This window comes from Micromonospora sp. CNZ303 (assembly GCF_004345505.1).
In genome coordinates this window covers 73094-90132 of sequence record NZ_SLVT01000025.1, presented here as the reverse complement: position 1 = coordinate 90132, position 17039 = coordinate 73094, and the positions used below count along the sequence as shown (strand labels likewise).

Annotated in this window: 14 protein-coding genes; 10 read left to right on the top strand and 4 right to left on the bottom strand. The window is 74.2% G+C overall.

Annotation, left to right across the window (positions count from 1 at the left end; translation table 11 throughout):
- Positions 1-106 precede the first annotated feature (106 nt).
- Positions 107-1504 (top strand): DedA family protein, encoded by a 1398-nt coding sequence (locus EV374_RS29160; protein WP_132240359.1) that lies wholly within the window; start codon positions 107-109, stop codon positions 1502-1504.
- A gap of 129 nt (positions 1505-1633) precedes the next feature.
- Here EV374_RS29160 and EV374_RS29155 read toward each other — a convergent pair whose 3' ends face one another.
- Positions 1634-3769, bottom strand: coding sequence for an efflux RND transporter permease subunit (locus EV374_RS29155; protein ID WP_132240358.1), 2136 nt, complete (start codon positions 3767-3769; stop codon positions 1634-1636).
- Positions 3770-3938: 169 nt separating this feature from the next.
- Here EV374_RS29155 and EV374_RS29150 point away from each other — a divergent pair, with 169 nt between their 5' ends.
- The 5 genes from EV374_RS29150 (at position 3939) to EV374_RS29130 (ending at position 9175) form a co-directional block, all read left to right on the top strand.
- Positions 3939-4454, top strand: a complete 516-nt coding sequence (locus EV374_RS29150) for a MarR family transcriptional regulator (RefSeq protein ID WP_132240357.1) — start codon at positions 3939-3941, stop codon at positions 4452-4454.
- A gap of 4 nt (positions 4455-4458) precedes the next feature.
- On the top strand, positions 4459-6141 hold the full coding sequence (locus tag EV374_RS29145; RefSeq protein ID WP_132240356.1) for a CocE/NonD family hydrolase: 1683 nt from the start codon (positions 4459-4461) through the stop codon (positions 6139-6141).
- 148 nt (positions 6142-6289) lie between these two features.
- Complete coding sequence (locus EV374_RS29140; RefSeq protein ID WP_132240355.1) at positions 6290-7156, top strand: hypothetical protein; 867 nt, start codon at positions 6290-6292, stop codon at positions 7154-7156.
- A 73-nt stretch (positions 7157-7229) separates the two neighbouring features.
- A complete protein-coding gene (locus tag EV374_RS29135; RefSeq protein WP_132240354.1) occupies positions 7230-7802 on the top strand; it encodes a helix-turn-helix domain-containing protein in 573 nt (190 codons plus the stop codon).
- Positions 7799-9175: an MFS transporter gene (locus EV374_RS29130; protein ID WP_486486024.1), complete on the top strand. Its 1377-nt coding sequence runs from the start codon at positions 7799-7801 to the stop codon at positions 9173-9175. Before EV374_RS29135 ends, EV374_RS29130 begins: the two co-directional genes overlap by 4 nt.
- 51 nt (positions 9176-9226) lie before the next feature.
- On the opposite strand, the gene EV374_RS29125 is transcribed toward EV374_RS29130, so the two are convergent.
- Positions 9227-9430, bottom strand: a complete 204-nt coding sequence (locus tag EV374_RS29125) for a cold-shock protein (RefSeq protein WP_088961229.1) — start codon at positions 9428-9430, stop codon at positions 9227-9229.
- A 163-nt stretch (positions 9431-9593) separates the two neighbouring features.
- Here EV374_RS29125 and EV374_RS29120 point away from each other — a divergent pair, with 163 nt between their 5' ends.
- Positions 9594-10277 (top strand): class I SAM-dependent methyltransferase, encoded by a 684-nt coding sequence (locus EV374_RS29120; protein ID WP_486486023.1) that lies wholly within the window; start codon positions 9594-9596, stop codon positions 10275-10277.
- 97 nt (positions 10278-10374) lie between these two features.
- Positions 10375-10986, top strand: a complete 612-nt coding sequence (locus EV374_RS29115; protein ID WP_132240352.1) for a DedA family protein — start codon at positions 10375-10377, stop codon at positions 10984-10986.
- Positions 10987-11093: 107 nt separating this feature from the next.
- Here EV374_RS29115 and EV374_RS29110 read toward each other — a convergent pair whose 3' ends face one another.
- Both EV374_RS29110 and EV374_RS29105 read right to left on the bottom strand, forming a co-directional pair.
- Positions 11094-11747, bottom strand: coding sequence for an MBL fold metallo-hydrolase (locus EV374_RS29110; protein WP_132240351.1), 654 nt, complete (start codon positions 11745-11747; stop codon positions 11094-11096).
- A gap of 8 nt (positions 11748-11755) precedes the next feature.
- Positions 11756-12472, bottom strand: a complete 717-nt coding sequence (locus EV374_RS29105) for a maleylpyruvate isomerase family mycothiol-dependent enzyme (RefSeq protein WP_132240350.1) — start codon at positions 12470-12472, stop codon at positions 11756-11758.
- A 169-nt stretch (positions 12473-12641) separates the two neighbouring features.
- Between EV374_RS29105 and rsgA the strand changes: the two genes are divergently transcribed.
- Together rsgA and uvrA are read left to right on the top strand one after the other, a co-directional pair.
- Positions 12642-13694, top strand: a complete 1053-nt coding sequence (gene rsgA / locus EV374_RS29100) for a ribosome small subunit-dependent GTPase A (RefSeq protein ID WP_132240349.1) — start codon at positions 12642-12644, stop codon at positions 13692-13694.
- 319 nt (positions 13695-14013) lie between these two features.
- Positions 14014-16956, top strand: coding sequence for an excinuclease ABC subunit UvrA (uvrA, locus tag EV374_RS29095; protein ID WP_132240348.1), 2943 nt, complete (start codon positions 14014-14016; stop codon positions 16954-16956).
- Positions 16957-17039: the final 83 nt, after the last annotated feature.

Genomic DNA, 17039 nt, shown 5'->3' with positions numbered 1-17039 from the left:
CACGCGTCGGGGGGTGTTACCCCCAGATGACCCGGATCTCTGCCGAAACTGATGTTCCGACCGTTTCAGCGCCTGGCATGCTGACCCCCGTGGGAATGGGGGCCCGATGCACGACCTGCTGACCTCGCTGCAGGGCCTGCCGCCCCTGCTGATCTATGTGATCGCCGCGATTGTCGTCGCGGGGGAGACCGCCGTGATCTTCGGTCTGCTGGTGCCGGGCGAGGCGACCCTGTTGCTGGTCGGCTTCCTAGCGTACGCGGGGACGCTGCGGCTCGTACCGGCGCTGCTGGTGATGATCCTTGCAGCAGTGATCGGCGACACACTGGCGTACCGGGCGGGCCGGCGGCACGGGCCCCGGCTGCGCGCCGGGCGGCTGGGCGCGCGGGTGGGTCACGAGCGGTGGAGCCGGGCGGACGCGATGCTCGGCCGGCTGGGCGGGCGCGGGGTGCTCACCGCCCGCTGGGTGGCCTTCGCCCGCACCCTGGTGCCCCGGCTGGCCGGGGCGGCCGGGATGCCGTACCGGCGGTTCGCGCCGTGGAACCTGGCCGGGGTGGTGACCTGGGTGGGCGGCTCGGTGCTCGTCGGCAACCTGGCCGGCGAGTCGTACGAGACGGTCTCCCGGCTGCTCGGGCGGGCGACCGGCGCGGTGCTGGTGCTGGTGGCCGCGCTGGTCGCGGTGGTGCTGGCGGGGCGGTGGCTGGGCCGCAACCCGGATCCGGCCCGGGCGCTGGCGTCCCGGGCGGCGGGGCTGCGGCCGGTGCGCTGGCTCAGCGGCCGGTACGGGGTGCTGTTCTTCCTGCTCGCCATGCACGTCGGGCCGGCCTGGACGCTGCTGATCAACCTGGTCGTGGGCCTGCTGCTGCTCTTCCTGGCCGGGCTCGCCATCGCCTGGGTGCTCGGGACGGTGGTCCGGCACAGTGGCCTCGCGGTGCTCGACAGCGCGATCGCCGACTGGTTCGCCGACCGGCGTACGCCCGGGGCGGTCGACGTCACGCTCGCGGTGGTCTCGGCGCTGCGCGGATCGGCGCTGATCGTGCTGGTGGCCGTCGTCGCGGCGGTGCTGGCCTGGCGGCACCGGCCCTGGCGGGCGGACCTGCTCAGCGTGGTCGGCACGGTCGGGGCGTTCGTGCCGCTGGTGGTGCTGGCCGTGGTGGTCGACCTGGCGGGGCCGACGGCGGGCGGGCCGGGCGGCCGGGACGCCGCCCTGTTCCCGACGCAGAACGCCGTGGTGGCGGCCAGCCTCTGCACCCTGGCCTGGCTGCTGTCCCGGGGGGCGCGCTGGCCGGTGGCGGTGGCCGCCTGGACGGCCGCGGCGGCCGGCGTGGTCGGCATCTTCGGCGCCCGCCTCTACCTGGGGCTGAGCACCGCCAGCGGCAGCGCCACGGCGGTGCTGCTCGGGGTGGCCTGGACGGCGTTGTTCGTGGTCGCCTGGGCCACCCGTGACAGGGCGGCCGGCGGAGGCATGGTCGAGTCCGAACCGGTGGCGGCCCGCGCCGACGCGTGAGCCGCCTCCGCCATCGCCGAGCCGCGCACGACGCCCGACCCCACCAGCGTCCACGGCACGGCGGTCGGCGTGCCCGGGCCGCGCGAAGGGGCCGTGGCGGTGCCGCCACGGCCCCTTCCGGTGGGCCGGTCAGTCCCGGGTGGTCACCTGCTCGCGTCCCGTCGGCGCGTCGTCGCCGTCGTCGGCGGGCTGGCGCGCGATGCGTCCCGGCCACCAGAAGCGGTCGCCGAGCGTGAACGCCAGCGCCGGCACCAGGACCGTCCGCACGAGCAGGGTGTCCAGCAGGACGCCGATGCAGACGATGATCCCGATCTGGGTCAGCAGGATCAGCGGCAGGACGCCGAGGACCGCGAAGACCGCGGCGAGCAGGACACCGGCGCTGGTGATGACGCCGCCGGTGACCCGCAGGGCCGAGAGCATCCCGGCGCGGGTGCCGCTGCGCCGGGCGTCCTCGCGGGCCCGGGTGACGAGGAAGATGTTGTAGTCCACGCCGAGCGCCACGAGGAACACGAAGGCCAGCAGCAGGACGCCGCTGTCAAGCGCCGGCATGTCGAGCACGTGGTCGAAGAGCAGCCACGATGCGCCGATACTGGCGAAGAACGACGCGATCACGGTGAGCACCAGCAGCAGCGGGGCGACCAGGCCGCGCAGGAGCAGCACCAGCACCGCGCCGACGAGCAGCAGGATGATCGGCAGGATCAGCCGCAGGTCCTTGCCGTTGGCCTCGTTCTCGTCGTAGGTGGCCGCGACGTTGCCGCCCACCACCGCGCCGTCGAACGCGGGCGCGCCCTCGACCGCGGGCGGGGCGGAGCCGGGGACCGCCGCGACCGCGTCCCGCAGCGCCTCGACGGCCCGGCTCGCCGCCTCGGTACCCGGCTCGGCCTCCAGCACGACGTCGACCTGGGCGACCTGGGCGCCGGCCTCACCGGGACGCGCGGAGGCGACGCCGGGGACCCCGGCGGCGGTGTCCGCGACGGCCCGCACCGCCGAGGGGGTGGTGAGCACGGCGACCGGCTGGGTCGTGCCGGCGGGGAAGGACCGCGCGAGGGTCTCCGCGCCGGCGACCGCCTCCGGCTTGACCCGGAACTGCTCGGTCTCCGACAGGCCGGTGCGGATGCCCAGCCCGCCGAGGGCGAGCCCGGCGAGCAGCAGCGTCGCGAGCAGCGCGACCGGCACGGGACGGCGCTCGACGGCTGCGCCGAGCCGGCCCCACAGCCGGCCCTCGCGGATCTCCCCGCCGACCCGGGGCACGAACGGCCAGAACAGGCCGCGCCCGAAGATCACCAGGACCGCCGGGAGGACGAACAGCGCCGAGAGCATGGCGAGGACGACGCCCGTGGCGCAGGCCACGGCGAGGGCGCGGTTGAGCTCCTGCTCCGACAGCAGCAGGGTGAGCACGCCGAGGACGACGGTGGAGCCGCTGGCGAGGATGGGCTCGGCGACCCGCCGCTGCGCGGCGCGCATCGCCACGAAGCGGTCCTCCTCGCGGCGTAGCTCCTCGCGGTAGCGGGCGATGAGCAGCAGCGCGTAGTTGGTGGCGGCGCCGAAGACGAGGACGCTGGCGATGCCGGTGACGGCGCCGCCGGGCAGGTTGATGCCGACGGCCGGGACGACCGTGTCGAGGGCGCGCAGCGTGAGCTGTTCCGTCGCCGCGACGACGACGAGCGGCGCGATCCACAGGAACGGGCTGCGGTAGGTGATGAGCAGCAGCAGCGCCACGACGCCGGCGGTGACGGCCAGCAGCGTGGTGTCGGCGCCGGCGAAGACCTTCGTCAGGTCGGTGGCGAAGGCGGGCCCGCCGGTGACCTCCACGTTCAAACCGGCCGGCGCGTCGTCCAGGGACGCGCGGAGCTGGTCGATCCGTTCCGCGACCGCCTCCTGCCCGCCGGCGGTGGACAGCGGCACGGCGACGAGCGCGACGGTGCCGTCGGGGGAGACCTGCGGCGGGCTGACGCGCCCGCCGACGGCGAACTGGCCGAGGTCACCCGACTGGCCGGCCAGGGCCGCGCGGTCGGCCTCGGTGAGGGCGGCCCGGTCGGCGCGGCTGACCACGACGATCGCCGGCTGGACGTCGCGGGAGGGCAGCTGGTCCTGGAGGCGCTCCACCTGGGTCGACTGCCACTCCACGGACAGGCCGGTGGCGGAGACGGCCGCCGGGTTGTCGGGCTTGGGCAGCACGAAGACGGCCGCCCCGAACACGAGCGCGGCGGCCACGGTGAGCCACGCGGCGAGCCGTCCGCGCGCCACGCGGGTGAACACTGACATCGGTTGCCCTCACGGTCTCTCGACGGGTTTCCTTCGACGGTCAAGACCTCGCGGACGACGCAAAGGGTCGGCCGTCGAGTATCTTGATAAACGAGATTATCGACTGCTGAGTTATGCTGCAACCGGAACGAACGGGCGGGAGGCGGCAACCGACGTGGCAGGTCACGGCATGTACCGGCGGCGCGACACGCGCCGCGAGCGACTGGTCGCCGAGATCGGCACCGGGCTGCGGCGCTACTCGGTCGACGCGCAGCACATCGGGCACGCCTTCGCCGCCCTGCACGGGCTCAACGCCACCGACCTCCAGGCGCTGATCGCGGTGATGGACGCCGAGCTGGTCGGCCGGCCGATCACCCCCGGCCGCCTGGGCGAGGCGCTCAACCTGTCGTCCGGCTCGGTCACCGCTCTCATCGACCGGCTGGAGCGCGCCGGGCACATCCGCCGCGACCGCGACACCACCGACCGGCGCAAGGTCTTCCTGCACTACGCCGAGCAGGGCGCCGCGCTGGCCATGGAGTTCTTCCGGCCCCTGGGCCGGCGCACCGACGACGTGATGGCCGGCTTCAGCGACGAGGAGCTGGAGGTGGTGCACCGGTTCATGACCGCGATGACCGCCTCGATGGGGGAGCACCGGGACGCGGTGCGCGCCGCCCGCGACGAGCCGGCCCGGCGCGCGAACGGCTGACGTCGTGTTCGACCGGCTGGCAGCCCGCCTCGCCACCGCCGCGCTGCGGCTGCCGCCCGCGCGCACCCGTCGGGTCACCCTCACCCGGGGCATCGCGGTGCGGGTACGCGACGGCGTGCCGCTGCGCACCGACCACTACGCCCCGGCCCTGCCCGGCGCGCCGACCGTGCTGATCCGCACCCCGTACGGGCGGGGTGGGCCCATGCGGCTGCTCGGCCGGCTCGCGGCCGAACGCGGCTTCCACGTGGTGATCCAGTCCTGCCGCGGCACGTTCGGCTCCGGCGGCACCTTCGCCCCGCTGGTGCACGAGCGCGAGGACGGCCTCGACACCCTCGACTGGCTGCGCCGCCAGCCCTGGTGGACCGGCGCGTTCGGCATGTTCGGCGCCAGTTACCAGGGCTTCGTGCAGTGGGCCCTGGCCGCCGACGCCGGGGAGGAGCTGCGCGCGATGGTCGCGGTGGTGACCGCCTCGGGCACCCGCGACTCGACGTACGCGGGGGAGTCCTTCGCCCTCGACACCGTGCTCACCTGGGCCGAGCTGCTCCAGGCGCAGACCGTGCCGTGGCTGGCCCGGCAGTGGGAACTCAAGCGCGGCCAGCCCCGGCTGGTCGCGGCGCTGGCCCACCTGCCGCTGGCCGAGGCGGACCGGGTGGCCACCGGCGTCACCGTGCCGTTCTTCCAGGAGTGGCTGCGTCACCACACCCCGGACGCCGGCTACTGGCGTACGCGCGTCTTCGGTGACCGGATCGCCGAGGTCGACGCGCCGGTGGCGATGGTGAGCGGCTGGCACGACATCTTCCTGCCGGCCCAACTGCGCGACTTCGCGGCGCTGCGCGCGGCCGGCGCCCGGCCCCGGCTGACCGTCGGGCCGTGGACCCACGGCAGCCCCGGGCTCTTCGTCGCCGCGCTGCGCGACGGGCTGGCCCACCTCGACGCCCACCTCGCCGGGCGGCCGACCGGTGCCGGTGCGGCGGCCCCCGTGCGGGTGCACGTCGACGGTGCCGGTGGCGGCTGGCGGGACCTGCCCGACTGGCCGCCCCCGGCGGTGCCGACCCCGTGGCACCTGCACCCGGACGGCGGGCTGAGCACCGCCGCGCCGGTCCCGTCCGCGCCGGACGGTTTCCACTACGACCCGGCCGACCCGACGCCCTCCCTCGGCGGGCCGCTGCTGGTCGCCCAGCGGGCCGGGCCGGTGGACAACCGCCCGGTCGAGGCCCGGCCCGACGTGCTCACCTTCACCAGCGCTCCGCTCGACGCGCCCGTCGAGGTGATCGGTCCGGTACGCGCCGAGATCCACCTGCGCAGCGAACTGTCCCACCTGGACGTCTTCGTGCGGCTGTGCGACGTGGACCGGCGCGGCCGGTCCTGGAACGTCTGCGACGGCCTGGTCCGGGTCGCGCCCGACCGGTTCCCCGTCGACACGGCCGGCGTGGTGCGGGTGCCGGTGGAGCTCTGGCCCACGGCGCACCGGTTCGCGCCGGGGCACCGGCTGCGGGTGCAGGTCTCCGGCGGCGCCCATCCCCGCTACGCGCGCAACCCCGGCACCGGCGAGCCCCTCGGCACGGCAGTCACCCTGCGTGCCGGATGGCGGGAGATCCTGCACGATCCACAGTGTCCGTTCGCTGTAGTCCTATCGATCATGTCGGCGGGGTCGCAGGTTTCCACTGGCGGAAAAAACCTGCACTGAGCTGGGCATTTATCAATCTGTGGAGCTATGGTTGGGCCCTGCCCGACGCCGTGCACCAGCCGGTCGGGCTCGCGTGTGAGGCTCCCGCACCGCCTACGCGGTGTCACTGCCGTGCCCGGCCCCCGAACCCGTCCCCGAGGGGGAATCCATGACGCGGGCACCGCAAAACCTGTTGGCCGTCCGCCGCCTGCTGCTCGACCACCTCAACGTCGACCCCGACACCGTCCGCGACCAGGACCTCGAATCCGCCGAGGTCGGCATCGTCGGCGACCCGGCCCACCGGGGCGGCTACCACTGCGGCTCCGACCGGGTGACGCCCAGGGACTACTCCGTCGTCGAATCGCCCCGGGACTCGTCCGGCCTGACCCTCGACGCGGCGGGGCTCGACGTCGGCCTCTTCCGGGTCGTCGTCGCAGGACGGGCGCACGACCTCCGCAGCTTCTCCACCTGGTGCGTCGCGCAGTGCACCGAGGGCACCCCGGACAGCCGGGACCTCCGCGAGATCATCTACTCCCCGGACGGCAAGGTCGTCCGGCGGTGGGACCGCCTGCGCAAACGGACGAGCGGGGACAACTCCCACCTGTGGCACACCCACTTCAGCTTCTTCCGCGACTCGATCAAGGCGAACCGGGACCAGACCCCCCTGTTCCGCCGCTACCTGACGACCATTGGACTCCTGGAGGACGACATGAGCGCCGAGGCCGAGAGCAAGATCCACAGCATCTACACCGGCATGTTCCTGGGCGGGTCGAGCATGGGGCGCAGGGTCGACCCCGACGCAGACGGCCCCGCGGCGGCCAGCAACAGCCTGGTGGCCAAGCTGGATTACACGATGCAACGCCTGGACGCGTTGACCGTCCAGCTCGACACGCTGTCCAACAAGGACTTCACGGACGAGCAGGCCATTGTGACGGGAGTCCTCGCCGCGCTCACGCCCGAGAAGATCGCCGCAGCGATCCCCGCCGCCATGGCCGAGCAGGTCGCTGACGAGTTGGCCCGCCGCCTCGCCGCCTGACCCGCACGCATCGACAACGGATATTGCGCAATAAGTGTTGCGCAATAGTCGTTGCCGATGTCAGGCTGGCGGCATGACGAACCCCGACGTACGCCACGTGACCGACTCGCGGGTGCTCGCTGCGTTGTCCCATCCGCTGCGCCGCCGGCTGATGGACGTACTCAAGGTGCACGGCCCGTCGACCGTCGGCCTGCTCGCCGAGCGGACCGCACAGGCGCCGGCGAACGTCAGCCACCACCTCAAGGTGCTGGCGGCCGCCGAGCTGGTCGAGGAGGCGCCCGAGCTGGCCCGCGACCGGCGGGAACGCTGGTGGCGCCTGGTCACCCGGGGTGTCCGCTGGTCCCAGTCGGACTTCGAAGACCCCGCCGCCCGGGCCGTCGCCGACGCCGCCACCTCGCTCAACCTAAACCGGCACGTCGCCCTCGCCCGCGCGTGGCACGCCACCGACGAGGCCAGCCGCACCGCCTGGTCGCAGGGACCGTTCTCCACGGACCGCTGGCTGCACCTGACCGACGCCGAACTCGCCCAGCTGGCCGGCGAGCTGAACGAGGTGCTCACCCGGTGGGGCGACCGGGACGTGCCCGACGACGGGCGGAAACGCGCGCCGGTCTTCCTGTTCGCCTACGGGATCCCGGCCACGCCGTGACGCCGCCTGCCGGCACCACCCCGCCGACCCGTACCGCCGCCGCCCCGCCGGCCGGCGCGCGCCGCCCGGGCGCCGACCCCGCGACCGACGCGGCGGTACGGCCCGGCGGTCGGCCGGCGGCAGCGGCGGCGCCCCGGGGAGGGCTGCTGCGGCACCGGGACTTCCGGCTGCTCTGGGCCGCGCAGACGGCCAGCGCCGTCGGCAGCAACGTCACCGCCGTGGCGCTGCCCCTGGTCGCGGTGACCGTGCTCGACGCCAGCACCTTCGTCGTCGCGGTGCTCACCGCCGCCGCCTGGCTGCCGTGGCTGCTCGTCGGCCTGCCGGCCGGCGCCTGGGTGGACCGGTTGCCGCGCCGGCCGGTGATGATCGCCTGCGACCTGGTCTCCGCACTGCTGTTCCTCAGCGTCCCCGCCGCCGCCGTGCTCGACGTGCTGACCGTGACGCAGTTGCTGGTGGTGGCGTTGGGCGCCGGGCTGGCCCGGGTCTTCTTCGAGACGGCCGACCAGGTCTACCTGCCCGTGCTGCTGCGCCCCGCGCAGGTGCCGGAGGGCAACGCCAAGCTCCAGGCCACCCAGACCGCGAGCTACGTGCTCGGCCCCGGTCTCGCCGGCGTGGTCGCACAGGTCGCCGGCGCCGTCACCGCGCTGCTGCTCGACGCGCTGAGCTTCCTGTTCTCCGCCGCCTGCCTGCTGCGCATCCGCACCGTCGAGCGACGTCCCGAGCGCGTCCGGCCCGCACGGTCGCTGCGGCGGGAGATCGGCGAGGGGATCCGGTTCGTCGCCCGGGACCCGTACCTGCGGGTGCTCACGGCCTTCGGGGCCGCCAGCAACATCGGGCTGGTCGGCTACCAGGCCGTCCTGGTGGTCTTCCTGGTCCGGGAGGCGGGGCTCGCACCGGCCCCGGTGGGCGCGCTGGTCGCGGCGATGAGCCTCGGCGGCATCGTCGGCGCGCTGTCGGCCACCCTGCTCGGCCGTCGGCTCGGCACCGCCCGGGCCATGCTCCTGGCGGCGGCGTTCACCGGGCCGCCGGCGTTGCTGATCCCGCTCGCCGGACCCGGCGGCCGACTCGCCCTGCCGGCGATCGGCGGGATGCTGGTCAGCCTCGGGGTGGCGGTGGGCAACGTGCTCAAGGGCAGCTTCCGCCAGACCTACACGCCGCACCACCTGCTGGGCCGCGTCACGGTGAGCATGCAGATGCTCAACTACGGCACGATCCCGCTGGCCGCCGTGCTGGCCGGGGCGATCGGCGCGGCCCACGGGGCCGGCACCGCGATCGCGGTGATGACGGCCTGGCTCGCGCTCACCCCGGCGATCCTGCTGATCGGGCCGCTACGGCGGCGACGGGACCTGCCCGTCGCGCCGAAGCGGCCCTGAAAACGCGCTGCGGCGGCGGCCGTCAGCCGGCCGCCGCCACCGGCACGGGATCTACAGCGGACGGACGTTGTCCGCCTGCGGACCCTTCTGACCCTGGGTCACCTCGAACTCGACCTTCTGGCCCTCGTTCAGCTCCCGGTAACCGCTCGACGCGATGGCCGAGTAGTGGACGAACACGTCCGGCCCTCCGCCATCCTGCTCGATGAAGCCGAAGCCCTTTTCCGAGTTGAACCACTTAACCGTGCCGGTTGCCATGCATCTCTCCCTGTTCCAAAGCGGGTGAACCTCGGTCGTCGACCGATGATCGCCCGGTGCCACCCCGAGAGTAACCGGCCGAACCGCGATCCGCTGGCCGAACTCTCGGCGCGGCGACGCGAAAGCCGGGCGGTGCGGGGTCGGCTGGGGCATGCTTGCCCCGATGAGGGGTGCCACAGCCGACGCGCTGACCGAGATCGAGCGGGAGATCGACGCTCCCGGGGGCGGGCTGGACCGGCTCCGCCTGGTGCGGATCCCGTTCGTCCCCGAGGTCCGGCTGCACCTGGCCGAGGACGCCATCGTCTGGTGGGCCCGGATGGAGGCGCAGGCCGGGCACGCCCTGCCCGCGCCGTACTGGGCCTCGGTCTGGGCCGGTGGTCAGGCCCTCGCGCGTCACCTGCTCGACCACCCCGACCTCGCGGCCGGTCGCCGGGTGCTCGACCTCGCCGCCGGATCCGGCCTGGTGGCGATCGCGGCCGCGCTCGCCGGCGCCGAGCGGGTGGTCGCCAACGACATCGACCCGTACGCGGTCGCGGCGGTCACCGTCAACGCCCGGGCCAACGACGTGACGGTCGCGACCACCGGCGGCGATCTGCTCGACTCCGATCTCGACGGGGTGGACCTGCTGCTGGCCGGTGACGTGCTCTACGACGCGACGATGGCGGCGCGGGTGCTGCCCTTCCTGCGACGGGCCGCCGCCGGTGGCGCCGAGGTGCTGGTGGGCGATCCCGGGCGGGGCCACCTGCCGCCGGGCGTGCTGGCGACGGTGGCGAGCTATCCCGTGCCGACCACCGAGCCCTCCGTGGACTCGACCGTGCGCCGGGTGCAGGTGCTGCGCCCCCGGTGACCCCAGGCCCTCAGGGTCGACCCCGAGCCCGATACCAGGGGGCCGTGGGGGATCGGACCCGATGTCCCGGGTGGCCGGGCGGCCATAGCGTACGGGCATGGCGGATTGGCTGACCCAGATCGCGGAGCTCCCCACCACCCTGCTCATGGGGGTGCTCGGGGTGGTGATGCTCTTCGACGCCGTACCGCTGCTCGGGGTGCTGGTCCCCGGCGACGTGGCGATCCTGGCCGCGATGGGGGTCGGCGGCCCGACCACCGGGGCCGCCACCTTCGCCGTGGTGGTGGCCGGCTGCCTCGCCGGCTGGTCGTTGAGCTTCCTCGCCGGCCGGCGGTACGGCGACCGGCTGCGGCACAGCCGCCTCGGCGACTGGATCGGCGAGGCCCGCTGGGCGGCGGCGGAGGGGATGCTCCAGCGCCGGGGCGGCAGGATGGTGCTGGTCGCGCCCTTCCTGCCGGTGTTCAACGCGCTGCTGCCGCTGGCGGCGGGCGGGCTGCGGATGTCGTACCCGCGCTTCCTCGGCTGCGCGACGCTCGGCGCGGCGGCCTGGGCCGGTCTCTACCTGGGGCTGGGCACCGCCTCGCGGTCGCTCGCCGGGCTGCTGCCGGGGGAGTCCAGCCCGATGCTGGTCACCATGGCGGTCGGCCTGCTGCTGGCGGGCGCGGTGCTGATGGGCACGCGGCGCCGGGTGCGCGCGGTCACCGGGGCCTGACCCGGCGTCCGACGGGGGAAGCGGTAAGCCGGGGGAGCCGGCGGGGAGCGGGGGGACCGACGGGGGGAGCGGGGCCGGGCGCGGATCGCGCCCGGCCCCGCTGAGGTTCACCAGCCCCGGGCGCGCCACTGGGGCAGCGCGGGGCGTTCCGCGCCGAGCGTGCTGTCCTTGCCGTGGCCCGGGTAGAACCAGGTCTCGTCGGGCAGCCGGTCGAAGAGCTTGTGCTCGACGTCGTCGATGAGCGCCGAGAACCGCTCCGGATCCTTGTCGGTGTTGCCGACCCCGCCGGGGAAGAGACTGTCGCCGGTGAACAGGTGCGGCGACCCCGCCGGGTCGCGGTAGAGCAGCGCGATCGAGCCGGGGGTGTGGCCCTTGACGTGGATCACCTCCAGCGCACACTCGCCCACCGGCACGCTGTCGCCGCCGGCGAGCGTCCCGGCCTCGATCGGCAGCCCGGCCGCGTCGTCGGCGTGCACCAGGGGCCGGGCACCGGTCTTGGCGACCACCTCCTCCAGCGCCACCCAGTGGTCCATGTGCTGGTGGGTGGTGACCACCGTGGCCAGCCCCGCGTCGCCGACCAGTTCGAGCAGCCGGGGCGCCTCGTTCGCGGCGTCGATCAGCACCTGCTCGCCGGTGGCCCGGCAGCGCAACAGGTAGGCGTTGTTGTCCATCGGGCCCACCGACACCTTCGTGATGGTGAGCCGGTCGAGCTCGCGTACGGCCGGCGCGCCGCCGGGCGTGACGTCTCCGCTGTAGGTCATGAGGTCGTCTATATCCATTCCGGTGGTTGCGGCAGAGGGCCGTCGGGGGCGACGGTCAGCACGGTGCCCGGGCTGCGGCCGATCAGCCAGGCGGCGAGTTCGGGGGCGGCACCGGTGACCGTGGGCGCGGCGGTCCGGTCGCCGACGACCAGTTCGTGCCGGCTGCCGTCGAAGCGCAGCACCATCGGCGGCACGTCGGCGCGGCCGGCGAGGTCGCCGACCACCTCGTGCAGCAGCCGGTGGCCGAACGCCTCGGGCCAGTCGGCCGGCCGGTAGCCGGCGTCGAGGTCCACGTGGTGCACCTCGATCTCGCGCAGCCGGCCCCAGACGAGCATGGCCGCCGGCCAGGGGCCGCGCCGCGTCTGGACGGTGGCCGCCCACGCCTCGACCGGCATCGCGGCGACCGCCTCGGCGAACCGGACGGCCGAGCGGCGCAGGTCGTCCAGGTGGGCGGCGGGCGGGCGGGCCGCCCCGGCCTCGATGTCGGCGTCCCGGGCCGCCGCGGAGGCGTACATCGGGATCGGCTCGCCGGTGCGGGCCGCGACGAGCAGGTTGACGAAGCCGTCGGCGTTGCGGGCCAGGTGGGCCAGGACGTGCCCCCGGCTCCACGCCGGCAGCAGCGAGGCGGCGGCGAGGCCGGTGTCGTCGAGGGTGGCCGCGGTCCGCAGCAGACGGTCCGTGGCCGCGTCCACCTCGCCCGTCAGCAGAAGCGGATCCGTGGTCACCCACCGACCCTATCCGCCGGGGGACTCCGCGTCGCCGGGGAAATCGCTTTCGGCGCGTCGCGGCGCGTCCTACCGTCGGCGTGGAACGCGGCACCGGACGGCGGGGAGGTGGTGACCATGCCGGCAGCAGCACGCGTGCGTCAACCGCTCCGACACCGATGAGGATGCCATGACCATCGACCTGACCGCCCTCGGCTGGGATGCCGAGCGGGCGGCACACGTACCGCGACGCGGCGGGCACCGACCGGGCCGGGTGGCCCGGGTGGACCGCGGCGTCTGCACCGTGCTCTGCGCGGACGGCCCGGTCCGCGCCACCCTGGGCGGGGCGGTCCTGGCCGCCGCCGCCCGCGACCTGACCCGCCTGCCCTGCGCGGGGGACTGGGTGCTGCTGGGCACCTGGCCCGACCGCAACGTCACCGTGGAGGCGGTGCTGCCGAGGCGCACCGCCCTCGTCCGGCGGACCGCCGGCAAGGACGCCAGCGGCCAGGTGCTGGCCGCCAACCTCGACGCCGCCGCCGTGGTGGAGCCCGTGCACCCCGAGCCGGACGTCGGCCGGATCGAACGGCTGCTCTCCCTGGCGCACGAGTCCGGCGCCCGGTCGCTGGTCGTGCTCACCAAGGCCGACCTGGCGGCCGACCCGGAGGCCGTCGCGCGCCAGCTCGCCGGGATCGCCCCCGGGGTGCCGGTGCTGGCCGTCAGCGCCGAGCGCGGCACCGGGCTCGACCCGCTGCGCGCCGAGGTGGCGCCCGGCCGCACGCTCGGCCTGCTCGGCCCGTCCGGCGCGGGCAAGTCGAGCCTGGTCAACGCGCTGGCCGGGGCGGCGCTGATGCCGACGCAGGCGATCCGGCGCGTCGACGGCAAGGGCCGGCACACCACCACCTGGCGGGCGCTGCTCCCGGTGCCCGGCGGCGGCGCCGTGCTGGACACCCCGGGGGTACGGGCGGTCGGCCTGCTCGACGGCTCGGCGGGACTCGACCGGGCGTTCGCGGACATCGCCGAGCTGGCTACCGGCTGCCGGTACGCCGACTGCGGGCACGACGGGGAGCCCGCCTGCGCGGTGCGCGAGGCGCTGGAGACCGGCGAGCTGCCGGCGCGGCGCTGGGAGAGCTGGCGCAAGCTCCAGCGGGAGCTGGCCTTCGAGAGCCGGCGGCGGGAGGTCCGGCTGGCCGCGCAGCGGCGCGGTGGCTGGCGCGCGGGCCGGCGGCGGGCGGCCCGCCCCTGACGGAGGTACGCACGGGCGGGACCGGTCGTCGACCGGTCCCGCCCGTCTCCTCGCCCGCAGCGGACCAGCCTCCGGGGCGCGGCGGACCGGCTTCTCCGCCTGCGGCGGGTCGGCTTCCTCGGGCGCTGCGACCCGCTTCATCGGGCGCGGCGGACCGGGCTGAGCTGGGGGAATGTGCCGACGAGGGAAGTTGTCGTACCTCGGGGCTAGAGTTGCCGAGGCGCCTTTCTGCGCGCCCACAACCACTCAGACAACCGCTCAGACCAGCCTTGGAGCGGACAATTCCTCCTCATCTTCTTCACCCGGGAGTACACGGACAGTGGCCGACCGACTGATAATCCGTGGCGCGCGCGAGCACAACCTGCGTGACGTCAGTCTCGACCTGCCCCGGGACGCCCTGATCGTGTTCACGGGGCTCTCCGGGTCGGGCAAGTCGAGCCTGGCCTTCGACACGATCTTCGCCGAGGGGCAGCGTCGCTACGTCGAGTCGCTGTCGTCGTACGCGCGGCAGTTCCTCGGCCAGATGGACAAGCCGGACGTCGACTTCATCGAGGGCCTGAGCCCGGCGGTCTCCATCGACCAGAAGTCCACCTCGCGCAACCCGCGCTCGACGGTGGGCACCATCACCGAGGTCTACGACTACCTCCGGCTGCTCTTCGCCCGCATCGGCGAGCCGCACTGCCCGGTCTGCGGCGAGCGGATCTCCCGGCAGACCCCGCAGCAGATCGTCGACCGGGTCCTCGCGATGACCGAGGGCACCAAGTTCATGGTGCTCTCGCCGGTGGTGCGCGGCCGCAAGGGCGAGTACGTCGACCTCTTCGCCGAGCTCCAGGCCAAGGGCTACGCCCGGGCCCGGGTCGACGGCGTGGTGCACCCGCTGACCGAGCCGCCGAAGCTGAAGAAGCAGGAGAAGCACACCATCGAGGTGGTGATCGACCGCCTCACCGTCAAGCCGAGCGCCAAGCAGCGGCTGACCGACTCGGTCGAGGCCGCCCTGGGCCTGTCCAACGGCCTCGTCCTGCTCGACTTCGTCGACCTGCCCGAGGACGATCCGGACCGGGAGCGGCGCTACTCCGAGCACCTGGCCTGCCCCAACGACCACCCCCTCGCCATCGAGGACCTGGAGCCCCGGGTCTTCTCCTTCAACGCGCCCTACGGCGCGTGCCCCGAGTGCACCGGCCTCGGCACCAAGAAGGAGGTCGACCCCGAGCTGCTCGTCCCCGACCCGGAGCGCACGCTGCGCGAGGGCGCGATCCTGCCCTGGTCGACCGGGCACAACCTGGAATACTTCCTGCGCCTGCTGGAGGCCCTCGGCGCTGCCGAGCACTTCGACGTCGACACGCCCTGGCGGGCCCTGCCGTCACGGGCGCAGAAGACGATCCTGCACGGCTCCGACGACCAGGTGCACGTGCGCTACCGCAACAAGTTCGGCCGCGAGCGCTCCTACTACACCGGCTTCGAGGGCGTGGTGCAGTGGATCGAGCGCCGGCACACCGACACCGAGTCGGAGTGGTCGCGGGAGAAGTACGAGGGCTACATGCGCGACGTGCCCTGCGCGGCCTGCGGTGGCGCCCGGCTCAAGCCCGAGGTGCTCGCGGTCACCCTGGCCGGCAGGAGCATCGCCGAGGTCTGCAACCTCTCCGTCGGCGAGGCCGCCGACCTGCTCGCCGGCATCGAGCTGACCGACCGGCAGAAGATGATCGCCGAGCGGGTGCTCAAGGAGATCAACGCCCGGCTGAAGTTCCTGCTCGACGTCGGCCTCGACTACCTCTCCCTGGACCGCCCGGCCGGCACCCTCTCCGGCGGCGAGGCGCAGCGCATCCGGCTGGCCACCCAGATCGGCTCCGGCCTGGTCGGGGTGCTCTACGTCCTCGACGAGCCGTCGATCGGGCTGCACCAGCGCGACAACCACCGGCTGATCGAGACCCTGGTCCGGCTGCGCGGCCTGGGCAACACGCTGATCGTCGTCGAACACGACGAGGACACGATCCGCACCGCCGACTGGATCGTCGACATCGGCCCGGGCGCGGGCGAGCACGGCGGCAAGATCGTGCACAGCGGCTCCGTGCCGGCGCTGCTGGAGAACCCGGAGTCGTTGACCGGGGCCTACCTGTCGGGCCGCCGGTCGATCCCGACGCCGCAGGGGCGCCGCGCGCAGACCCCGGACCGCGAGCTGGTGGTGCACGGCGCGCGCGAACACAACCTGCGCAACCTGACCGTGTCGTTCCCGCTGGGCCAGCTCATCGCCGTCACCGGGGTCAGCGGCTCCGGCAAGTCGACGCTGGTCAACGACATCCTCTACGCGGTGCTGGCCAACCAGATCAACGGGGCCCGGCTGGTCCCCGGCCGGCACACCCGGGTCTCCGGGCTGGAGCACGTCGACAAGGTGGTCGGCGTCGACCAGTCGCCGATCGGCCGCACCCCGCGCTCCAACCCGGCCACCTACACCGGGGTCTGGGACCACGTCCGCAAGCTCTTCGCCGAGACCACCGAGGCCAAGGTCCGGGGCTACGGCCCCGGCCGGTTCTCGTTCAACGTCAAGGGCGGCCGCTGCGAGGCGTGCTCCGGCGACGGCACCATCAAGATCGAGATGAACTTCCTGCCCGACGTGTACGTCCCGTGCGAGGTCTGCAAGGGCGCCCGCTACAACCGGGAGACCCTGGAGGTGCACTACAAGGGCAAGACCGTCTCCGACGTGCTGGAGATGCCGATCGAGGAGGCGGCCGAGTTCTTCTCCGCCATCCCGGCCATCCACCGGCACCTCAAGACGCTTGTCGACGTCGGCCTCGGCTACGTCCGGCTCGGCCAGCCCGCGCCCACGCTCTCCGGCGGCGAGGCGCAGCGGGTCAAGCTCGCCTCCGAGTTGCAGAAGCGCTCGACCGGGCGGACGGTCTACGTCCTCGACGAGCCGACCACCGGCCTGCACTTCGAGGACATCCGCAAGCTGCTGATGGTGCTCGAAGGGCTGGTCGACAAGGGCAACACGGTGATCACCATCGAGCACAACCTCGACGTGATCAAGACGGCCGACTGGCTGATCGACATGGGCCCCGAGGGCGGTCACCGGGGCGGCACGGTGCTCGCCACCGGCACCCCCGAGGAGGTCGCCGAGGTGCCCGGCAGCCACACCGGGCACTTCCTGCGGCAGGTGCTCAAGCTCGACGGCGACGCGAAGGGCGCGGCGGCGGCCACCACCCGGGCGGCCAAGGCCAACGGCACGAAGTCCACCCGCCCCCGCAAGGCGCCGGCCGGGGCGCGCTGACGACACGCTCCCCAGCTCATGGTCCGGGCAGTCGCCCCGGCCACGCCGTCGTCCGGCCACCGGCACGGGCGGATCGCCGACGG

Excerpts from the sequence above, each read along its gene's own strand:
- EV374_RS29125 (WP_088961229.1), bottom strand. The coding sequence starts at position 9,430 with ATGGCAACCGGCACGGTTAAGTGGTTCAACTCGGAAAAGGGCTTCGGC.
- EV374_RS29115 (WP_132240352.1), top strand. The coding sequence starts at position 10,375 with ATGGCGGATTGGCTGACCCAGATCGCGGAGCTCCCCACCACCCTGCTC.
- EV374_RS29110 (WP_132240351.1), bottom strand. The coding sequence starts at position 11,747 with ATGACCTACAGCGGAGACGTCACGCCCGGCGGCGCGCCGGCCGTACGC.
- EV374_RS29150 (WP_132240357.1), top strand. The coding sequence starts at position 3,939 with ATGTACCGGCGGCGCGACACGCGCCGCGAGCGACTGGTCGCCGAGATC.
- EV374_RS29140 (WP_132240355.1), top strand. The coding sequence starts at position 6,290 with ATGACGCGGGCACCGCAAAACCTGTTGGCCGTCCGCCGCCTGCTGCTC.
- EV374_RS29155 (WP_132240358.1), bottom strand. The coding sequence starts at position 3,769 with ATGTCAGTGTTCACCCGCGTGGCGCGCGGACGGCTCGCCGCGTGGCTC.
- EV374_RS29120 (WP_486486023.1), top strand. The coding sequence starts at position 9,594 with ATGAGGGGTGCCACAGCCGACGCGCTGACCGAGATCGAGCGGGAGATC.
- EV374_RS29160 (WP_132240359.1), top strand. The coding sequence starts at position 107 with ATGCACGACCTGCTGACCTCGCTGCAGGGCCTGCCGCCCCTGCTGATC.
- rsgA (WP_132240349.1), top strand. The coding sequence starts at position 12,642 with ATGACCATCGACCTGACCGCCCTCGGCTGGGATGCCGAGCGGGCGGCA.
- EV374_RS29135 (WP_132240354.1), top strand. The coding sequence starts at position 7,230 with ATGACGAACCCCGACGTACGCCACGTGACCGACTCGCGGGTGCTCGCT.